We start from the raw sequence: 19,754 nt of genomic DNA on the forward strand, positions 1-19,754 counted from the left end.
TCCAGAAACTGGCTCCATGTTCGAGGGAAATCTTCACCGGCAGTCGGGGTATGCTTGAGTTCGCTCACTACCCGATCATGGCGCAAGTGGAGCTAAATGGATAGCCCATATATCTATACAGTTTTGCACGCGTCGCACCTGCGAAAATCCGCAGTTGCGCTGTGCACCGCCGCGCTCACGCCGTGTGCGCGGTTTCGAAGATATCGCGCAGCCACTGCGCAAACACACGCACGCGCGACGACAGTTGCCGGTTCTGCGGATACAGCACCGACACCGGGAGCGGCGGCGGCGGGAAGTCCGCCAGAATGATCTTGAGCCGCCCGCTCGCCAGCTCGTCGCGCACCCGGTAGCGCGGCACCTGAACGATTCCGAGGCCGGCCACCGCCGAGCCGGTGTAAAGCTCGACGCCGGTGACCGAAACCACGCCCGGCAGCAGCATCGGCGTGTTGCGTCCTTCCATGCTGAATTCGAGCGGCACCGGCTTGCCCGTCGCGCTCGACACGTAGTTGACGGCGCGGTGCCGCGCAAGCGCATGCGGATCGGCCGGCTCGCCGTACTGTTCCAGATACGCGGGGCTCGCCACCGTGACCTGCGGCAGTTGCGCGACGCGCCTCCCCACCATCGACGAATCTTGCAGGTTGCCCGCGCGCAGCACGCAGTCGACGCCTTCGCGCACGAGGTCGACGAGCCGGTCGTCCTCGCCGATGGTCAGCTCGATGCCGGGATAGCGCGCCAGAAACGCCGGCAAGGCCGGCACGATGAAGTGCCGCGCGAGCGTGCCTTGCAGGTTGACCCGTAACAGCCCCTTCGGCGCAAGGTTCGAGAACGAACCTTCGGCCTCCTCCAGATCGGCGATCAGCCGCACGCAGCGGCCGTAGTACGCCTGTCCGTCCGGCGTGAGGCGCACCGTGCGCGTGGTGCGCTCCAGGAGGCGCGCGCCGAGCCGCTCCTCCATGCGCTTCACGAGATTCGTGACGGTGGCGCGCGGTATCTGCAGATCGTCGGACGCGCGCGTGAAGCTCTGCCGCTCGGCGACCCGGACGAAGACACGCATTTCCTCAAAACGATCCATGTGCGGTCAGCCCTTGGCGGATGATTGTTAAAGTGATTGGAACGATGATCGTCGCCCCCACCCGATTATCTCAGAAGCGAAAGACTCCATCATTCCCTCACCGACTCAACACATCAAGGGAACACACCATGAACACGACTCGAAACGCTCAGATTGCTATCGTCACCGGCGCCTCGCGCGGCATCGGCGCGGCCATTGCACGGCGTCTCTCGAACGACGGTTTTGCCGTTGTCGTCAACTATGCGGCGAGCGCTAGCGAAGCCGATGCGCTCGCCGCGGAGCTGAACACCGCCGGCGGCCGGGCGATCGCCGTGAAGGCCGACGTCTCCAAAGCCGCCGACGTGCGCCGCCTGTTCGAGACAGCCGAGCAGCAACTGGGAAAGGTTGACGTGCTCGTCAACAATGCCGGCGTGATCAAGCCGACGCCGCTCGCCGACACGAGCGACGAACTCTACGACCGCGCGTTCGACATCAACGTGCGCGGCACCTTCAACACGCTGCGCGAAGCGGCGGCCCGCATGAACGACGGCGGCCGCATCGTCAACTTTTCGAGCACCACGCTCGCGCTGAACCTGCCCGGCTATGCGATCTACAACGCGACGAAGGCATCGGTGGAGGCATTCACGCATGTGTTCGCGAAAGAGCTGCGCGGGCGCAACATCACGGTGAATGCGGTGGCGCCGGGACCGGTCGCGACGTCGCTCTTCTTCGACGGCAAGACGGAGGCGCAGATCCAGCACTTCGCGAAGATGCCGCCGCTCGAGCGTCTCGGACAACCGGAGGACATTGCTTCGGTGGTGGCGTTTGTCGTCAGTTCTGAGGCCGGCTGGGTGAACGGCCAGGTGTTGCGCGCAAACGGCGGGCTGGCTTGAGCGACCCCAAGCGGCCGGGCGTTGGTTCGGCCACCGGGGCACGGCACAGAACCAACGCGTCGAACCGCGGGTGCGCGACTTTACTGCGCGGCAGCCGGCAGATGCTTGCGTTTAGCCAGTTCCTGCGCCATCGCGTAATGCTCCTGAATGGTCGGCAGCGCCTTTCTCGCCGCATCCTTCAGTTGCGGATCGCGGCCCGAAGCGATTTCCGCCTGGAACGCCGACAGCGCCTTCTGCTCGCCCGCGAGCGCGACCTGTTCGATATAGGTCTTGTCGAACTCGGCACCGCGCAGGTTGTTGATGCTCGCGAGCACGGCGCTGTCGGGGTCGTTCTTCGGCACGTCGACACCGCGCGGGCTCGCCGCGCGCAACGAGTCCGAAATCCTCGCGTTATCCGCGGACACGCGTTCGGCGAAGGCCTTCACGTCGCGGTCGGTCGAACGCGAGGTCGCGATGCGGGCCGCGTCGCGCTGCGTGGCCACGGCCTGGGTGCCCTCGGCGATGAACGTCTGGTCGGCGGCATGCAAACGGCCCGCTTCCGGCGCGGCAGGGGTCGCCGTCTGAGCGGTGGCCGTCGTGGCCGAAGCGGCGAGCAGCAGGCCGGCCGTGCAGGCACTCGAAAAGGTGGCGAGAGGCAAGCGGATCATAGTTTCTCCTTGGAATGGAAGCGAAACGGCGACGGTGAAGGACGCGAGGCGCGGCCGCCTTGCAGGCGACTTACACACAATTGATATACCGCTGCGCGCCTGATGGACGGCGCGTGGCGCGCGTTTTTTCGTCTGGAAAATTCTAGAAGCGGGCCTTCGCACCATGTGATACGACGCTGTCGCTTGTGTAACGTTAGGTAACCTTCACACGAATGACGCCGCGTTCTGCATGCGAATGAATCGGGGATTTGACCTGCGATTGAACCCACACCCAGGGATTGCCAGCAGAAAACCGGCGCGCCGCTGAATTTTTCGGCAGCGGCGCCGATAACAGAAAGTAAGAAGCGCGCCGGGCATCGACGAACGCGCGCGCGCCCCCGCACCGCAATTCCGGAGAGATTCGATGGCAGCAGATAACCGCTCGCACGACGAACGCACCAACCTGACCAGTTCCAACAAATTCGAGCTGCTGCTGTACCGGCTGGGCTCGGTGCCCGGCAGCGACGCGCACGAGCTTTACGGCATCAACGTGTTCAAGGTGCGAGAAATCTCCACCATGCCGCCCGTCACGCCGATCGCCGGCTCGTCGCCTTTCGTGATGGGCGCGGTCGACATTCGCGGGCAGATCATTCCCGTGATCGACCTGCCGCGGCTGATGGGCTGCGAGCCCACGCGCGGGCTGAATATTCTGCTCGTGACGGAATTCGCGCGCTCCACGCAGGCGTTCGCTGTCGAAGAAGTCGACGACATCGTGCGGCTGGAGTGGAACCAGGTGCTCTCGGCGGAAGGCGCGGCAGGCGGCAATCTCGTCACGAGCATTGCGCGGATCGACGGCAATACCGGCGACTCGCGGCTCGCGCAGGTGATCGACGTCGAGCAGGTGTTACGCGACGTGTTCCCGTCGCAGCATCCGAGCGTGGACCCGACGTCGGTCGGCGATGCGCTCGGCATCCGCCCGGGCGCGAAGATTCTCGCCGCCGACGACTCGGGCTTCGCCCGCAAGCTGATCGAGCAGGCGTTGACCGCGATCGGCGCGGAGTTCGTCATGACCAAGACCGGCGAAGAGGCGTGGCAGACCTTGCAGCAGGTCGCCGACGAAGCGCAGTCCAACGGCGCACGCGTGAAGGACAGCATCGCGCTCGTGCTGACCGACCTCGAAATGCCCGAGATGGACGGCTTCATGTTGACCCGTCAGATCAAGGCCGACGAACGGACCCGGGACATTCCGGTGATCATCCATTCGTCGCTGACGGGCGCGGCCAACGAAGCGCATGTGAAGAATGCCGGCGCCAACGGCTACGTCGCGAAGTTCCAGGCCGGCGAACTGGCGCACGCCATCCGCACGGCGCTGATGTCGGCCAGCGAAGCCGCGGCCTGACGCGCTCGCTAGACCATTGCTCGGCGCGCCGGCGCGGTTTTATTGTGGCGCGGCGAGCGTAACGTTCTACGTAACCGTTCAGCGCCGATCAATTGCGCCCGCATCGCCGAGCTTGCGTTTGAGCTCGGCCAGCTGAGCCTCCAGTTCCTCGATACGCTCATCGCGCTGCTTCAACGCGGCGGCGACATCGGCCGCGTCGAAACGTTGCGGAATATGCTTCGGGCAATTGACGTCCCACGCGCGCACGGTCATCACGATCACGCGTTCGCCGCGCGCCTTGTAACCTTCGGGCATCAGCTTCGCGAGCAGCGCGGGATCGTCGTCGATCACACGCGCCTCGCCCCATATCTTGATGCGCCGCCGATGCGCGTAGTCGACCAGAAACAGATGCGCCTTCGGGTTGTCGGCCAGATTGCCGGCGGTCACGTACTGCCGGTTGCCGGCGAAATCGGCAAAGGCGATGGTGTGATCGTCGAGCACGCGCAGAAAACCGGCCGGCCCGCCGCGATGCTGGATATACGGCTGCCCTTCCGAGCTGACCGTGGCGAGAAACACGCTGGTCTGCTGCTCGATGAAACGCGCGACGTCGGGCGTAAGCCGCGTCTGCCAGCCGTGCTCTTCCTCCATGCGCGCGTAGGCGTCGCGCGAGCCATGGCGGCTTTGCCATGCCTTGACCGTCGGCGTAAAGGCAATATCGCTAGGGTAAGCGGGCGGCTGTGATGCGAGGCTTGTCATGAAACGGCTCCTTGGCGGGCTGTCCCGCAGGTAACGCGCTCAACGTTACGCGCCCGCGCTCCCGCGCAGAAGCCTGCTTTTGCGAGAAGCAGGTTCTCGTCGCATGAGAGAAGCGGGCTCCACCAAGCCTCGCGCTTCTCAGGCGCTCGCCGCGAGTTCCTCTTCGCGCTCCAGCGAACGCGTGTTCCTCAGTTCCGGGAATAGCTTCATCCACAGCAAGGCGACCGTGATTGTCGCGATGCCGCCCACCAGCACGGCCGTGCGCGCGTCCCACCAGCCCGCCGTGACACCGGATTCGAATTCGCCCAATTGATTCGATGTCCCAATGAAAAGCGAATTGACGGCGCTCACGCGCCCGAGCATGTCGTCGGGCGTGCGCAGTTGCACCAGCGACAGACGCACGACCACGCTGATGGTGTCCGACGCGCCCAGCGCCATCAACGCAAGCAGCGAAACGATGAACTGATGCGACATGCCGAACACGAGCGTCGCCACGCCGAACGCGATCACGCCGCCGAACATCGCCGCGCCCGGCCGGTTGCGCAGCGGGAAATGCGCGAGCCAGACGGTGCCGGCGAGCGCGCCGATCGCGGCGCCCGAGCGCAACAGGCCGAGCCCGAGCGGCCCCGTATGCAGGATGTCACGCGCGAACACGGGCAGGAGCGCGGTGGCGCCGCCGAACAGCACGGCAAACAGATCGAGCGACAAGGCTCCCAGTATCACCGGCTCCTTGCGAATGAAGGCGATGCCGGAGAACACCGATTCCAGCGTCACGGGGGCGCGACTCGCCGGCTTCGCGCGCAGCGGAATGCCCCGCACGGCCGTGGCCGCGGCGGCGAACGACAACGTGCAAGCAAGATAAGCGGCGCCCGGCCCGATGCCGTAAAGCAGGCCGCCGAGCGCCGGACCGGCGATCTGTGCCGTCTGGTTCGCCGACGTTGCCCACGCCGTCGCTTTGGGTAATTGCCCGCGCGGCACGACGCCAGGCAGGAGCGACGCGACCGCCGGCGACTCGAACGCACGCGCCGCACCGACGCATGCCGCCAGCACATAGATGACCGGCGCGCTGATCCATCCGCCGAACGTGCCGCAGGCGAACAGCAAGGCGGCGACGCTTTCGAGGCTTTGACAAACAGCCGCGATGCGCCGGCGGTCATAACGGTCCGCAAAGTGACCGACGACGAGCGTCAGCAAAAACATCGGCAGGAATTGCGCGAGTCCCACGAGGCCGAGCGCGAACGCGCTGTGCGTGAGCGCGTAGATGTGCCAGCCCATCGCGACCGCGAGCATCTGGAACGACAGCGACGAGAGAATGCGCGTGCACCAGAAGCGCTGAAACGCCGGTTGCTTCGGCAGGCTGCGCGTAGAGGAATCGGGCGCGTCGGCGGGATCGTCGGAATGAGCGGGCATCGAGGTCGTGACGTAGATGGGGCTGGCGTGGGCGGCAGCTAGTTTAGAGCAACCGTGCCTCGCCTGCTCGCGCGGTGGCCGCCGGCTGAGCGCGCGCCCGTCACCGTTGATTACGGGCAGGCAATGGCAGACACCGCGGACGCCAGCCGCCACGGCGCACAGGGTCAACTCCGTTCATCGTTCTTTCATTTGATAATCATTCTCATTTACATTATGCTCTCGCATCCTTAATAAGAACTCACGTCGTGGACCTTCCCCGCTAGTCGGCTGCGGGTGCCGCGTCGTCCGAACCATTCATGCGCTTCGTCAAAACTTCCGCGCCGCCGGGCCGCGCTCGCCGTTCCGGCATCCGCTTTCCTCTTTCTATGTTGATGTATATGGCGACCGCGCCCGCCGCACTCGCCGCCTCCTCCGACGGCGCGACGAGCGTCCAGCCCGCCACCACCGCCGCAGCCACGACAGAACTGCCGGCCGTCGCCGTGCACGCCGCGCCGCTCGCCGATCCGACGGCCGGCTACCGCCCGCGCACGAGCGAAACGTCGAGCGGCGTCGCAACGAAAATCAGCGACATTCCGCAGTCCGTCGCGGTGGTCAGCTCGAGCGTGATGCAGGACCAGCAGGCGCGCACGCTCGACGACGTGCTCGGCAACGTGAGCGGCATCACGCAGACGAACACGCTCGGCGGGACGCGCGATGCGTTCATCAAGCGCGGTTTCGGCTCGAACGACGACGGCTCGATTCTCGTCGACGGTATGCGCTCGACGACGCTTCACCACTACCTCGCGACGATCGACCGCGTCGAAGTCCTCAAGGGCCCGGCGTCGCTCCTCTACGGCATTCAGGAGCCCGGCGGCGTCATCAATCTGATCACGCGCAAGCCGGAAGACACCTTCCACGGCTTGGTCTCGGCGAACTACACGAGCCATCGAGGCAGCGGCACGAGCTTCGACCTGACGGGGCCGGTCGGCGCGGTGGGCGAGGTCCCGGGCGGCACGCTGGCGTTCCGCCTCACCGGCGAATACAACCACCGCGCGCTACTGGCGCAGCTTCGGACGTCAGCGCGACGCGCTGATCGCCCCGTCGCTGTCGTGGCACGACGCGAATACGTCGATCGACGTGAGCTACCAGTACGCCGATTACACGACGCCGTTCGACCGCGGCACGGTGCTCGTGAACGGTCATCCCGACGATGCCCTGCGCTATACGCGTTACGAGGAACCCTGGGCACAGAGTTCCGGCGAACAGGAAACGCTGCGCGCGAAAGTCGAACATCGCTTTTCCGACGAATGGCGCGTGCGCGCAACTTACGGATGGAGCCGCGACCGCTACAACCAGTACATCACGCGCGCGACGGCGTTCAACAGCACGACCGGCATCATGAGCCGCACCTCGGATGCCAACCTGCAGCGCAACGATTCGGACGAGATTGCGACGGTCGGCGCGAGCGGCAATCTGAACCTCGCGGGCATGCGTCATGAGCTGTACGTGGGCGGCGAGTACGAACGCCAGCGCAGCTTTCGCGGCGACACGATTCGCGGCAAGGCGGTGTCCGGCTTCGATCTGTTCGACCCCGTGTACGGCAGGCTCGCGCCGGGCGGCACGCCGAGCGCGACGCAAAGCGACAGTCTCTCGAAGGTTCACACGTATTCGGTGGTGACGCAGGACACGGTTCATCTGACCGACGGACTGTTCGCCGTCGGCGGCGTGCGCTGGGAGAACTGGCAGCAGCTGTCGGGCATGGGCCGCCCGTTCGTCGTCGCCGATCACTCGCATGGACAGGTGTGGCTGCCGCAATTCGGCCTCGTCTACCGGATGACGCCCGCGCTTTCCGCCTACGCGAACTTCAGCAAGTCGTTCGTGCCGAACGTCGCCACCCAGGTCAGCGAGCCGCTCGCGCCGGAACGGGGACGCGTCTATGAAACGGGCCTCAAGTTCGACGCGCACGGCATCACCGGCACGCTCGCCGTTTATCAGATCGACAAGCAGAACGTCGCGGTCACTGTCGGCGATACGACCGAGACGGTCGGCAGCGCGAGGTCGCGCGGTATCGAGCTCGATGTCGCCGGACGGCTCACGCAGCACGTGAGCGTGATCGGCAGCTACGCGTACACCAACGCGACGGACCGCGACAACGGTACGCGTCTCATGAATGCGGCGCGCCATACGGGCAGCCTCTTCGCTGTCTACGACACGATGCTGCCGTATCTGCCGGGGCAATGGCGCTTCGGCGGCGGAGCACGGCTCGTGAGCCAGCGGCCCGGCGACACGGCGAACAGCTTCACGCTGCCGGGCTATGTCGTTGCCGACCTGTTTGCCGCTTACGACACGAAGATCGGCAAGATCCCGACGCATGTGCAACTGAACGTGAAAAACGTGTTCGACAAGACGTACTATCCGTCGAGCAACAGCAATCTGATTATCGCGGTTGGGGAATCGCGGCTCGTGATGTTGAATACGAGTTTTTCGTTTTGACTTTGAGTGTTGCGTGAGAGCGAGGGCCGCTGCTGCGCCGCAGGCTTACCGCAGAGTCTCATCACCGCCGCAACAACCACATCAAATACGGCCCGCCCAGCAGCGTCGCAATCACGCCCGCCGGCATCTGCTGCGGAAAAATCAGGTTCCGCCCGAGCCAGTCGGACAGCACCATCAGCAAGCCGCCGATCAGCGCCGCCACGAGCATCTGCGAACGCGCGCGCGCAAACCCCAGCAGCCGCGCGAGATGCGGCGCCATCAGGCCGACAAACGACATGGGTCCAATCACCACCGTCGCGCCCGCCGTCAGTATCGCGGCAAGCACGAGCAGCATCAGGCGCGCGCGCTGTGCGCCGACGCCGAGCGCATTGGCCACGTTGGCGCCGAGCGGCAGGATCTCCAGCCAGCGCGCGGCCAGATACGCGACGCACACCGCGACGACCGTGCACGCGCCGACCGCGATTGCCGTCGCGGGCACGATCAGGTAGGTCGAGCCGTACTGCAGCGGACGCAACAGGTTCGCATACGCGCCGCCGCTCGCCGTCGCGAGCATGACGACCGCCTGCGAGAATGCACTGATGGCGATGCCCGCGAGCAGCACGTGCTCCGGCGCGAAACCGCTGCGGCGCCCCAGCGCGACGATCATCACGAGACAGATCAGCGCGCCCGCCGACGATCCCGCGAGCAACACCGGCGTGGACGGCGCAGCCGCCACCACCGCCGCGGCCAGCATGCCGAGCATCGCGCCGCCGCTCACGCCGAGCAGATCGGGACTCGCCATCGGATTGCCGGTGACCCGCTGCAGAATTGTGCCGGCCAGCGCTACCATGACACCGGCACCGAGCGAGGCGACGAGCCGCGGCACGCGCCAGAACCAGACGCCGCTCCACTGCTGCGCGCCGCTCCATTGCCAGCCGTGCAGCGTCATCGAAAAACACAGCGACACGACGACCGCAGCGACGAGCAGGCCGCCCAGCAGCAGTGCGGGCACGGTCAATGCGCGACGGGGCGGCGCACTGTCAGCGGACGCGGGACGCGGCGCCTCGATATGCACGCGGCGCAGCATCCACAGCAGCAGCGGGCCGCCGCAGAGCGCGACCGCGGCGCCCGTCGGCAGCAATTCGCCGAGCACGCTGGGCAAGCTCTGCACCGCCTGATCCGCGATGGCGAGCAGCAGCGCGCCCACGAGCGGCGCCCACAGCAACTGGTCGCGCACGCGGCGGGCGCCCATCAGACGCGCGAGCACGGGGCCGCCCAAACCAATGAAGCCGATCACGCCGACGGCACTCGCCACGAACGCGCTCAACGTCACGGCGACGCCGAGCGCGAGGGGCCGGGTCCATTCGAGCGACATGCCGAGCTGGCTCGCGCTGCCGTCGTCGAGTGAAAACAGCGTGAGCGGGCGCACCAGCAGCGCCGCGGCAATCCCGCAGACCAGCACGCGCGGCAGCAGCCAGACGACGTTTGCCCAACCGTTCTGCACGAGGGAGCCGCCGCCCCAGATGAACACCGCCGTGAGCGAACGCTCGAACACGATAGTTAGGATAACGGATAATGCCCCGCAGTACAGATTGACGATCATCCCCGCCAGCACGATAGAGACCGCGGCGAAGCCCTTGCGCCACGCCATCGTCATGGTGGCGAGCATCGCGAGCGCGGCACCCGCCAGCGCGACGGTGAAGCGCATGTCCGCGGCGAGCGCGGGCGCGGTCACCGCGGCGATCGTCAACGCCAGATAGGCGCCCGCCGACACGCCGAGCGTCAGCGGCTCGGCCAGCGGATTGCGCAGCACCTGCTGGAACACCACGCCCGCCAGCGACAGCGCCGCGCCGGCGATCAGCGCGATGGCCAAGCGCGGCAGCCAGCCGTAACGCACGACGAGTTGCGGCAGCGAGGCGTCCGTGCCGGACAGCAGCGCGCCTCGCCATTGTGCGACGGGCAGCCGCGCCGACAGTGTGTGATAAACGAGCCACACCGCCAGCGCCAGCAGCAGCGCGGGCAGCCGCCAGGCGCGCGGCGCGGCGGCCACAGTCATCGTCGAGCGGTTCATTGCGTGACTCCTTTAAGCGCTGTGGCGAGGCTGTCGGCGAAACGCATCGACGCAACCACCCCGCCGAGCGCCGGCAGCGGGCCGATGTTTCGCACGCGGTTTTGCCTCACGAACGGCAACGCGTTCCACAGCGGGCTTCGCGCGAGTTGCGCGGCGACACCGGGCGGCACGCCGATGGTGACGACTTGCGCATCCGCCTGTTGCGCGAGCGCGCCGAGGTCTGCTTCGGTCATGCCTTGTGGGTCGGCCATGCCCTGCCACGCGTTGCGGATTCCGAGCGCGCCGAGCACGCCGCCAAAAAGGCTGTTGTTGCCGAACACGGCGATATGCCGGTCGTCGATCGGACGCAGTAAATAGACGGGGCGCCTCGTCGCACGAAAATCCGCAAGACGCCCGGACGCCGCGGCCAGATTCGCCGCGGCTTGCGCGATCAGCGCATCGGCTGCGGCGTCGCGGCCGAGCGCAGCGGCGAGCGTGCGCGTGGCGTCCCGAACTGCCGGATACACGTCGATGCCGGGACCGAACAGCTGGACCGTCAGCGTGGGCGCAATCCGCTCGAGCAACGCGCGCAGCGGCGCGTGCCATGGCGTGATGACGATGAGCTCGGGCTGCAGCGCCGCAAGTACCTCGAAATTCGGCTGATACAGCAAGCCTGTATCGACAACCTGCGGCGGCAAGGCCGGCACGCCGTCGAGCTTCGCATACCACGAGGGACGCGAAACGCCGACGGGCACCATGCCGAGCGACAGCGCGACTTCCGTCAACGGCCAGTCGAGCACGACGACGCGCGTGGGCGGCTCCTTCGCTGCGCCGTCAGCCGCGCCGACCGCGGCGCGTGCGAATGGCGTGAGCGCTACCGCGCTCAAACCGGCAAGCGCGAGGCGTCGCTTGTGGCGAACCGCGACACGTGCCGTCATGAGGACGCGAGCCGCGTGCAAAGCGTCCGCCGCTTGCGCATGGCCATCACCATTGGTAACGCGCCGTCCCGAGCACGGTGCGCGTCGCGCCCCAGTAGCACACCGCCGCTGTCGTGCAGTAGGAGATGTACTCGCGGTCGAACACGTTGTTCAGATTGAGCGACAGGCGCCAGTTCTGGATGTCGTAATGCGCGCCCACATCGACCAGCACGCGTCCGGGCACCGTGAACGTGTTGGCTGCATCGCCCGCTGAACTGCTGATGTAACGCACGCCGGAACCGACGCCGAAGTTGCGCAGCGGTCCGCGGTGGAACGTGTAATCGGCCCACAGCGAAGCCGTATTGCGCGGCGTGATGGTCGGCCGCTTGCCCAGATTGATCATCGTGCTGTTCGTTACCTCCTGATTCAGGTAGGTGTACGAAGCAATCACTTTCACGTCTGCGGTGAGATTCGCGTGCGCTTCGAATTCGAGACCGCGCGAGCGGATCTGGCCGGTTTGCACCGCGTTGGTCGGATGGTTCGGATCGGTCACCGACACGTTGTCCTGCGTCAGCGTGAACGCGGCGAGCGAGAAGAAGCCGTCGAACCACTTCGGCTGATAGCGCACGCCCGCCTCGACCTGGCGCCCTCTCGTTGGCGAGAACGGTGCGCCGGAATACGTCGCGCCGAGCACCGGCTGGAACGAGCGCGAATAGCTGAGATACGGCGCGATGCCGTTCTCGAACTCATAAGCAAGTCCGGCACGCCAAGTGAACGCATGATCGTTCGAATGGTAGGTCGTGCCGGCGCCCGTCGTGAGCAAGGTGGTTTGCTGATTGCCGCCCGTCCAGTCCTCGCGCACGCCGACCGTCAGCACCCAGTTGCGCCAACGCGCTTCGTCCTGCGCATACACGCCGACCGTGCTCAACGAATAATCGAGGCGCGTGTTGGCCTGCTGCGTCGGCAGCGACGCGAAGTTCGGGTTGTACAGATCGACTGTGCCGAGCACGGAATTGCCTTCCGTGTCGCCGAGCATCGAGCGCTGATAGTCGAGACCGAACAGCAACGTGTGCTGGATCTGCCCCGTCGTGACTTTCGCCTGCGCGTGCGTGTCGACCTGAAATTGCGTGTAGTGCTCGTTGTCGACGTTGCCCCACATCGACACAATGCGCTGATTGGCGCCGAGCGCGCTCGTCACCGAAGTCTGGTAGTAATGCTGGTCGATGTGCAGATAGCGCAGGTTCTGCGACACGCTGATCTTGTCGTTGATCGCGTGGTCGAACTGATAGCCGAACCAGTATTGCGTGCGATGCATGCCGTCGCGGTTCGGATCGCCGAAATATTTGTCCGGCCCGAGCTGACCGTTCGGGTTACTAAACAGTGTCGCGCCTGCCGGCACGGGATTGAACAGGCCGCCGTTCGGGTCGCGCTGGAAACTGCCCTGCAGCGTGAACGTGGTGTCGCGGTCCGGACGGATCGTGACCGAAGGTGCGATGGCAAGCCGCTGGTCCTTGATCTCGCTAACCTGTGTCTCCGCCGTGCGGGCCACGCCTGTGACGCGGTACAGCACGGTGCCGTTCGCGTCGACCGGACCGCTCAGGTCGAAGCCCAGTTGATAGTTATTGTGGTTGCCGACCTGCATCATCACTTCGTGATACGGCTGCTCCATCGGCAGCTTGCTCACGTAGTTGACGAGGCCGCCCGGACTGCCCTGCCCGTACAGCACGGACGCGGGACCATGCAGCACTTCCATGCGCTCCATGAAGTAAGGGTCGATGCGCGGCGTCGCGAAACGCGGCGACTGGTATAGATGCAGGCCGTCCAGATACGAGTCGAGCGTGAAGCCGCGACCGTACAGCTGATCGAAGCGGATGTCGGTGCCGTCCTGCGAGTAGACGCCCGGCGTGTAGCGCAGCGCCTGGTCGACGGTCTGCGCGCCCTGATCGTCCATCTGCTGACGCGTGATGACGGACACGCTCTGCGGACTCGTGAGCAACGAGGCATCCGTCTTGGTGCCGGTCATCGAGCGTTTGGCGACATAGCCGACGCCCGGCCCTTGCGGATCTTCAGCAGAGCTACGCACCTGAACAGCGGGCAATTCCTTCGCCGCGCCGGTGCCGGCGCCGGAGGCCGCAGGCGGCGATTCCTGCGCGTGCGCGCCGGCCCCGGCCAAAGCCAGTATCGAAGCGACGTAGATTGGGCGCAGACGCGGCACACCGCGCGCGCGCAAAGCACTGCATTTCGCTGCCTTCTCAAGCTTCATTCTTCTTGATCCCCATTCTTCTATCCCCGTGTCATGCGCGGCGTGTGGACGCCGTTTCCGGCGCCCCGTGATTTTCTCAAGTTGGCATCGTAATGTAAACAATACTCGTTCGCATTCAATGTTAGAGGTTCGTGTTGGAAGGCGAGATAGGGCGGCGGGCGCGAAGGCTTAGGTAACTCGCCCGCTGAAATGCGAGCGGCCGCGGCTCAAGGCGCGCTCACCCGCTCACCTTCGCGGCCTCGTGGCAGCGCTTGCGCAAAGCACTGCGCAAGCTGCATCGCCAGCAGCGGATGGTGGACGATGCTCGAATGGCTCGCGTCGACGTCGAACTGATGCAGCCGGCCACGCGTGTGTTCCGCCCACGCCATCCTGCGTCGCGAATCGCCGACGCGCAGCGCGCGCCACACATGCAGGTCGCAGCCGATCCGCGGCAACGCATGCCGCGCCATCAAGCTCGCATGCAGGGCGTCGGCTGCGAGGGCGTCTCCGAGCAGAGACGGCTGCGCTTCTTCAAGCAGCGCGAGCGCGGACGCGGGCGCAGTGTCGTCGGCGGCGACGCGGTTGGCGTCGGCAGACCCGGCGCCCTCCTCCCGGTGCGTCGCAGTATCGACAATGCCGACGAACGACACGCCCTCGCCGCGCCGCTCGGCATGGTCCGCGATGGCGATGGCGAGCCGGCCGCCGAAGGACCAGCCGAGCAGCGCGTAGTCGCCGTGCGGCTGCAGCGTTTCAATACAGTCGGCGTAATGCGCGGCGAGCGCCTCGAAAGTATTGCCTTGCCACGGCTCGCCGCGCAACGCGGGCGCCTGGATCGCGATGAGACTCACGCGACCGTTGAGCGCCTGAGCCAGCGTGCGGTACTCGCCGACCATGCCGTAGCCCGGGTGCAGGCAGAACAGCGTGGTGGGCGCGCCGAGCGCATTCAGCGGGACGGCCGCCGACGGCGCGGCGAGAGCGCGGGCGGGCGCGGCTTGCGGCCGGCGTCGCGCGAACCAGGCCGCGAGTGCGTCGGCGGATGGCACGGGCAGGCTTGCCTCATAGACGGCGCGCGCGGTCCAGCTCGCCGCGACCGCATCGTGCCGTGCGAGTCTTTCGAGCGGCTCGGGAACGGGCCGCCGCGGCGCGGGCGCCTCGGCTTCCGGCATGGCGGTGCGCAGATGTGCCACCAGGTCGCCCAGCGCGGATTCGAACGACGCGAACAGTTGTTCCGCAAGCGCATCGGATATGAACTGCGGTGCGTAGCCCCAGTTCAGTGCAAGCGAATCGCCGGCAATCCAGACGTTGATGTCGAGCGCGCGATCCGGCAGCTTTGCACGAGGCGCGATGGCGTCGCCCGACGCTTCGGTGGCGAAGCCAAAGCGGCTTGTCGGGTCGAAGGTTTGATCGAAGCGGCCCAGATAGTTGAAGGCGATCTCCGGCGTCGGCAACGCGCGTAGCGCCGACCGGCTTGCGGCATCCGCGCAACAGGCGAGCAGTCCCCAGCCGAGTCCGCGCAGCGGCACGGCCGCAAGACGCTCGCGCACGCGCAGCAACGCGTCCGCAGCGTGCGTGCCGCGCGGCAACGCGAGCGGATACTGGGTCGTGAACCAGCCCACGGTGCGGCTCAGGTCCACGCCGTCAATCACATCCTCGCGACCGTGGCCTTCGAGCTCGATCAGCACTTCGTCACGCGACACCCTATCGCCGACGGCGCGCGCAAGCGCCGCAAGCAGCACTTCGTCGACGCGCATGCGGTACGCGCGCGGTGCTTCGCGCACGAGCGAGACGGTCAGTTGTCGCGAGAGCTTTTTGAGCAGCGTCTTTTGCGGTTGCGGTTTCGGGGCGAGCGCCTGGAACAGCGGGCCGGCTTGCAAGGCGGGCGCGTCGAGTATGGTTTGCCACCATGCGAGCTCCGCCACGCGTTCTGATGATTCGGCATACTCATGAAGCGCCCGCACCCACGCACGCCATGGCATCGACGGCGCGGGGAGCTGGATCGGTTCAGCCCGTTCGGCCTGCTCGTACGCGCTTTGCAGCTCCTCGAGCAGCACGCGCCACGACACGCCGTCCACCGACAGGTGGTGAATCGCGATCAGCACGCGCGTCTCGTCCGGTGTCTCGAAGTGGCCGACGCGCCACACCGGTCCCTGCACGATATCGAGGCTCGACTGGATGCGCTCGCAGGCCGCCTTCAGGTCCGCTAACGAGCCGGGCGTTTCATGGCGAACGACCGCGGTCTGCGGCGTCGGCGAGGTGTGCGCAGCGTCAGCCACCTGCTGCCACGCCCCTGCCTCCTGCACGAACCGCAAACGCAGCGCATCGTGACGCGCCTCCAGCGCCGCCACCGCACGCTCCAGTGCCTCGGGCACGAGCCGCCCCTTCACCTTCAGCAGCACCGCCTGGTTCCAGTGCGATTCCCCGTGCGGATAGCGCTCGAAGAACAGCCGCTGGATCGGCGTCAAGCCGAGTGCAGCGCCGTCGTCGGGTGCGTGAGCGCCAGGTGCATCCAGCCGCTGCGCGCGCTGCGCGAGCGCGGCCACCGTCGGATGCTCGAAGATCTGCCGCGGCGTGAGCCGCCAGCCCGCCTCGCGTGCGCGCGCGATGATCTGCAGGCTCTGGATCGAATCGCCGCCCGCCTCGAAGAAGTTCTCCGTCACCCCCAGATCGTCACGCCCGAGCACGGCGCTCCAGATCGACAGCAGCGCGGATTCGACTTCGTTGGACGGCGCCACGCGCTCGCGTGCTTCGGCCTGCGGCGCCGGCAGCGCCGCGCGGTCGAGCTTGCCGTTGGGCATCCACGGCAGCCTGGCGAGCACCGTCACCGACGACGGCACCATGTAGCCCGGCAGCTTCTGTTCGAGTTCGCGTTGCAGGTGGGCGGCGTCGGGCGTGGGCGCAGCTGCTGCGCTGGCGTCTGCTATTTCACCACCAACCGCCACATACGCCGCGAGCCGCTGCTTCTGCCCTTCGCCCACGACCATCACCGCGGCCTCGCGCACGCCCTCGCACTGGCGCAGCACCGCCTCGATCTCGCCCAGCTCGATGCGCTGCCCGCGCAGCTTCACCTGCTGGTCCAGCCTTCCGAGAAATTCGACGGTGCCATCCGCGCGCATCCGGCACAGGTCGCCGCTGCGGTACACGCGCGCGCCCGGCTCGCCATACGGGTCCGGCACGAAGCGCTCAGCGGTGAGCCCCGCGCGCCCCAGATAGCCGCGCGCCACCGTCGGCCCGCCGATGCACAGTTCGCCCAGGCCACCCACCGGCGCTTCATCGCCGAATGTATCCAGCACGCGCGCGGTTCGCCCCGGATACGGACGGCCGATCGGCACCGTCACCTGGTTCACGTCCGCGGCCTCGGTGCGGCGGTACAGCGCGGCCACGGTCGTCTCGGTCGGGCCGTACAGGTTATCGAGCCGGATGTCGGCGAGCGGCCCGTCGCGCCAGCGTGCGAGCGCATCGCCCGGCAGTGCCTCGCCGCCCACCGTCACCTGACGCAGCGCGAGCTGTTCGCGCGGCGGCGCAGGGCGCTGCCACTGCTGCCACAGCGCCGTCGGAATGCGCGCGAACGTCACGCGGCGTGTTACCAGCCGCTCGCTCAAGGTTTGCAGATCCCATGGCTGCACCCCGCGCATTTCCACCGTCGCCCCGCGCAGCAGCGCGGGCAGCGTTTCGTGCAGCGCCACATCGAAGTTGATCGTCGACGAATGCAGCACCGTGTCCGCTTCGTTGATGCCGTAAGTCGCGAGGAAGTCCTGCAGATGGGTCCACAGTGCGCCGTGGCTCACCGCGACGCCCTTGGGCCGGCCGGTCGAGCCCGAGGTGTAGAGCACGTAGGCGAGCTGCTCGGGGTGGAGTGTGAGGTCGGTGTGGCGCGCTGCATCCGCCGGTGACCCCAAAGCTACCACCCCTGCCATCGAGCCGACGTCGACCACTTCACACTGCGCCAGCACGCCAGCAACGCGTCCGGCACTGGATGCGTCCGCAACCACCTGCACAATGCCCGCATCGTCGATCATCTGCGCGAGCCGCGCAGCCGGATACTCCGGATCGAGCGGCACAAACGCGCCACCCGAGCGGATGATCCCGACGAGCGCCGCAATCAGCGCCGGCCCGCGCGCGACGCACAGTCCCACGCGCCGCTCCGCGCCCACGCCTCGCGCGATGAGCCGTGCTGCGAGGGCCGATGACCACACATCCAGCTGCGCATAGGTGAGCGACGCATCTTCACAGCACAGCGCCAGCGCCTGCGGCGTGCGCCTCGCCTGCGCTGCCAGTGCCATCCCGAGGGATTCGAATGGATACTTCTGCAGCGGCTTCGCTTCACGCTGCATGGGCAGCTTCAGCGCTCCGACCCGCTGCTGCACGCCCTCGGCCATCTGCGTCAGCACTGCTTCGTACTGCGATGCGATCCGCTCGACGGTGCTCGCGTCAAACACGTCAGCGGCATAGTTGAACATCAGGCGCAAACTGTGGCCATCGTCGACCACGTTCAGCACCAGGTCGAAACGCGCCGTATCGGTGCCGCCCGCCTCCGGCTCGACGACGAGTCCGGGCATCGCAACGGATGCTTCGCTCGTCGCCTGCTCCAGGTTGAACATGACCTGAAACAGCGGCGAGCGTCCGAGATCGCGCTCGATCCGCAACGCGTCGAGAATGCGGCCGAACGGCGCCGCCTGGTGCGCATGCGCTTCAAGCACGCGAGCGTGCAATTGCGACAACAACGTCGCACACTGCATGCCGCCGTCGACGTCCACGTCGATCACGAGCGTGTTGACAAAGAAGCCGATCAGCCCCGCTGTTTCACTGCGTTGCCGCCCTGCCGACGGCACGCCGATCCGCACGCCCGACTGACCGCCGTAGCGATACAACAGCGCGGCATAAGCGGCGAGCAGCACGGTAAAAAGCGTCGTGCGCCGAGTACGCGCGAGGCCGCGCAAACAGTCTGCGAGCGCTGCGCCGACGTCGCGTCTGACACGCCCACCTTCAATGCCGCGCATTGCCGCGCGTGGCCGGTCGAGAGGCAGCTCGAGCGTGGGACGCCCGATACTCAGGCGCTTCGTCCAATACGCGAGATCGTCGGCGAGCGCGCCCTCCTGCCATTCGTTCTGCCACGCCGCGACATCGCCGAAATGGAGATCGAGCGGCGGCAACGCGCGAGCCAGCGCCGCGTCTTCGCCCGTCAATGCCGCGCGGTACAGCGCCGCCAGGTCGCGAACGAGCAGCGCTTGCGACCAGCCGTCAGACACGATGTGATGAACCCCGACCGACAATGCATAGCAGTCCACATCGATGGCAACGAGATCGACACGCAGCAGTGGACCTTGAACGAGATCGAACGGCTCGCGCGCGACCGTCCGCAACAGGTCGCGCAGTTGCGCAGGATCGTGCAGCGCGTGCTCGCGCCAAAGGTAGTGGGTCTCGTCGGCGATGCACTGCGCCACGACGCCGCGCGTCTCGACGAAGCGCGTGCGCAATGCGCCGTGACGCGCGACGAGCGCATCGAACGCCCGACGCAACGCGCGCACGTCGAGACGCCCTGTCAACCGGAGCGCACGCGACAGGTTATAGGCGGGGTTGAGCGGATCGAGCTTCCAGAGGAACCAGAGGCGCTCCTGCGCGGGCGCAAGCGGGTAGGTCGCCAATTCCGCAGCCGAAACGGCAATCGCTGGCGCCTCATCGACAGCATCCGCTCCGTGTGACAGCGGAACAATCGGCAGCCGCGCAGGATCGATGCCCTGCTCGCGGGCCTTCTCGCGAAAGCGGCGCCGACGCTCCGGCGACAGCGCCGCGTATTTGCGCGAGATGGTGAGCGCCTGGCTCGACGGATCGGTGTGCGCAGCGGAGAAAGCATCCGCTGGTTCGTTCGGTTCTTTGCGAATGGGAGTCAGCATGGTCTCAATATGTAGCGGTCAGAGCGTGCTTTGCCGCGGCGCGCAGTATTCGTGTTTGATCGAAGCGACGCAAAGCAACGCGGACAGCC

At 66.6% G+C, this 19,754-nt stretch carries 10 protein-coding genes and 1 pseudogene; 3 read left to right on the top strand and 8 right to left on the bottom strand.

What is annotated here, in order from left to right; genetic code table 11:
- Window positions 1–175 precede the first annotated feature (175 nt).
- A complete protein-coding gene (locus HV711_RS26735) occupies window positions 176–1,072 on the bottom strand; it encodes a LysR family transcriptional regulator (RefSeq protein ID WP_013587916.1) in 897 nt (298 codons plus the stop codon).
- A gap of 128 nt (window positions 1,073–1,200) precedes the next feature.
- On the opposite strand from HV711_RS26735, the gene HV711_RS26740 reads away from it, so the two are divergent.
- A complete protein-coding gene (locus tag HV711_RS26740; RefSeq protein WP_035486151.1) occupies window positions 1,201–1,944 on the top strand; it encodes an SDR family oxidoreductase in 744 nt (247 codons plus the stop codon).
- An 80-nt stretch (window positions 1,945–2,024) separates the two neighbouring features.
- Here HV711_RS26740 and HV711_RS26745 read toward each other — a convergent pair whose 3' ends face one another.
- On the bottom strand, window positions 2,025–2,591 hold the full coding sequence (locus HV711_RS26745; RefSeq protein ID WP_035486149.1) for a DUF4142 domain-containing protein: 567 nt from the start codon (window positions 2,589–2,591) through the stop codon (window positions 2,025–2,027).
- 403 nt (window positions 2,592–2,994) lie between these two features.
- On the opposite strand from HV711_RS26745, the gene HV711_RS26750 reads away from it, so the two are divergent.
- Window positions 2,995–3,969 carry a chemotaxis protein CheV gene (locus HV711_RS26750; RefSeq protein WP_013587913.1) on the top strand — a complete coding sequence of 325 codons (975 nt, stop codon included), beginning with the start codon at window positions 2,995–2,997 and terminating at the stop codon, window positions 3,967–3,969.
- A 78-nt stretch (window positions 3,970–4,047) separates the two neighbouring features.
- Here the strand turns inward: HV711_RS26750 and HV711_RS26755 are convergent, their stop codons facing one another.
- Both HV711_RS26755 and HV711_RS26760 read right to left on the bottom strand, forming a co-directional pair.
- Window positions 4,048–4,704 carry a pyridoxamine 5'-phosphate oxidase family protein gene (locus HV711_RS26755; protein ID WP_035486145.1) on the bottom strand — a complete coding sequence of 219 codons (657 nt, stop codon included), beginning with the start codon at window positions 4,702–4,704 and terminating at the stop codon, window positions 4,048–4,050.
- Window positions 4,705–4,842: 138 nt separating this feature from the next.
- Window positions 4,843–6,114, bottom strand: coding sequence for an MFS transporter (locus HV711_RS26760; RefSeq protein ID WP_035486142.1), 1,272 nt, complete (start codon window positions 6,112–6,114; stop codon window positions 4,843–4,845).
- A 371-nt stretch (window positions 6,115–6,485) separates the two neighbouring features.
- Between HV711_RS26760 and HV711_RS26765 the strand changes: the two are divergent.
- Window positions 6,486–8,586 (top strand): annotated as a pseudogene (locus HV711_RS26765) (TonB-dependent siderophore receptor).
- A 61-nt stretch (window positions 8,587–8,647) separates the two neighbouring features.
- Here HV711_RS26765 and fhuB read toward each other — a convergent pair.
- The 4 genes from fhuB to HV711_RS26785 form a co-directional block, all read right to left on the bottom strand.
- Window positions 8,648–10,636, bottom strand: a complete 1,989-nt coding sequence (gene fhuB, locus HV711_RS26770) for a Fe(3+)-hydroxamate ABC transporter permease FhuB (RefSeq protein ID WP_035486139.1) — start codon at window positions 10,634–10,636, stop codon at window positions 8,648–8,650.
- A complete protein-coding gene (locus HV711_RS26775; protein ID WP_035486136.1) occupies window positions 10,633–11,553 on the bottom strand; it encodes an ABC transporter substrate-binding protein in 921 nt (306 codons plus the stop codon). Before HV711_RS26775 ends, fhuB begins: the two co-directional genes overlap by 4 nt.
- 46 nt (window positions 11,554–11,599) lie before the next feature.
- Window positions 11,600–13,795 carry a TonB-dependent siderophore receptor gene (locus tag HV711_RS26780; RefSeq protein WP_035486133.1) on the bottom strand — a complete coding sequence of 732 codons (2,196 nt, stop codon included), beginning with the start codon at window positions 13,793–13,795 and terminating at the stop codon, window positions 11,600–11,602.
- A 206-nt stretch (window positions 13,796–14,001) separates the two neighbouring features.
- Window positions 14,002–19,665, bottom strand: coding sequence for a non-ribosomal peptide synthetase (locus tag HV711_RS26785; protein ID WP_175145342.1), 5,664 nt, complete (start codon window positions 19,663–19,665; stop codon window positions 14,002–14,004).
- Window positions 19,666–19,754 lie beyond the last annotated feature (89 nt).

The organism is Paraburkholderia phenoliruptrix (assembly GCF_902859825.1).
Classification (GTDB): domain Bacteria; phylum Pseudomonadota; class Gammaproteobacteria; order Burkholderiales; family Burkholderiaceae; genus Paraburkholderia; species Paraburkholderia phenoliruptrix.

Bases quoted from the DNA above. Each gene is read 5' to 3' on its own strand.
- HV711_RS26760 (WP_035486142.1), bottom strand. From the start codon at position 6,114: ATGCCCGCTCATTCCGACGATCCCGCCGACGCGCCCGATTCCTCTACG.
- HV711_RS26750 (WP_013587913.1), top strand. From the start codon at position 2,995: ATGGCAGCAGATAACCGCTCGCACGACGAACGCACCAACCTGACCAGT.
- HV711_RS26745 (WP_035486149.1), bottom strand. From the start codon at position 2,591: ATGATCCGCTTGCCTCTCGCCACCTTTTCGAGTGCCTGCACGGCCGGC.
- HV711_RS26755 (WP_035486145.1), bottom strand. From the start codon at position 4,704: ATGACAAGCCTCGCATCACAGCCGCCCGCTTACCCTAGCGATATTGCC.
- HV711_RS26785 (WP_175145342.1), bottom strand. From the start codon at position 19,665: ATGCTGACTCCCATTCGCAAAGAACCGAACGAACCAGCGGATGCTTTC.
- HV711_RS26780 (WP_035486133.1), bottom strand. From the start codon at position 13,795: ATGAAGCTTGAGAAGGCAGCGAAATGCAGTGCTTTGCGCGCGCGCGGT.
- HV711_RS26740 (WP_035486151.1), top strand. From the start codon at position 1,201: ATGAACACGACTCGAAACGCTCAGATTGCTATCGTCACCGGCGCCTCG.
- fhuB (WP_035486139.1), bottom strand. From the start codon at position 10,636: ATGAACCGCTCGACGATGACTGTGGCCGCCGCGCCGCGCGCCTGGCGG.
- HV711_RS26735 (WP_013587916.1), bottom strand. From the start codon at position 1,072: ATGGATCGTTTTGAGGAAATGCGTGTCTTCGTCCGGGTCGCCGAGCGG.
- HV711_RS26775 (WP_035486136.1), bottom strand. From the start codon at position 11,553: ATGACGGCACGTGTCGCGGTTCGCCACAAGCGACGCCTCGCGCTTGCC.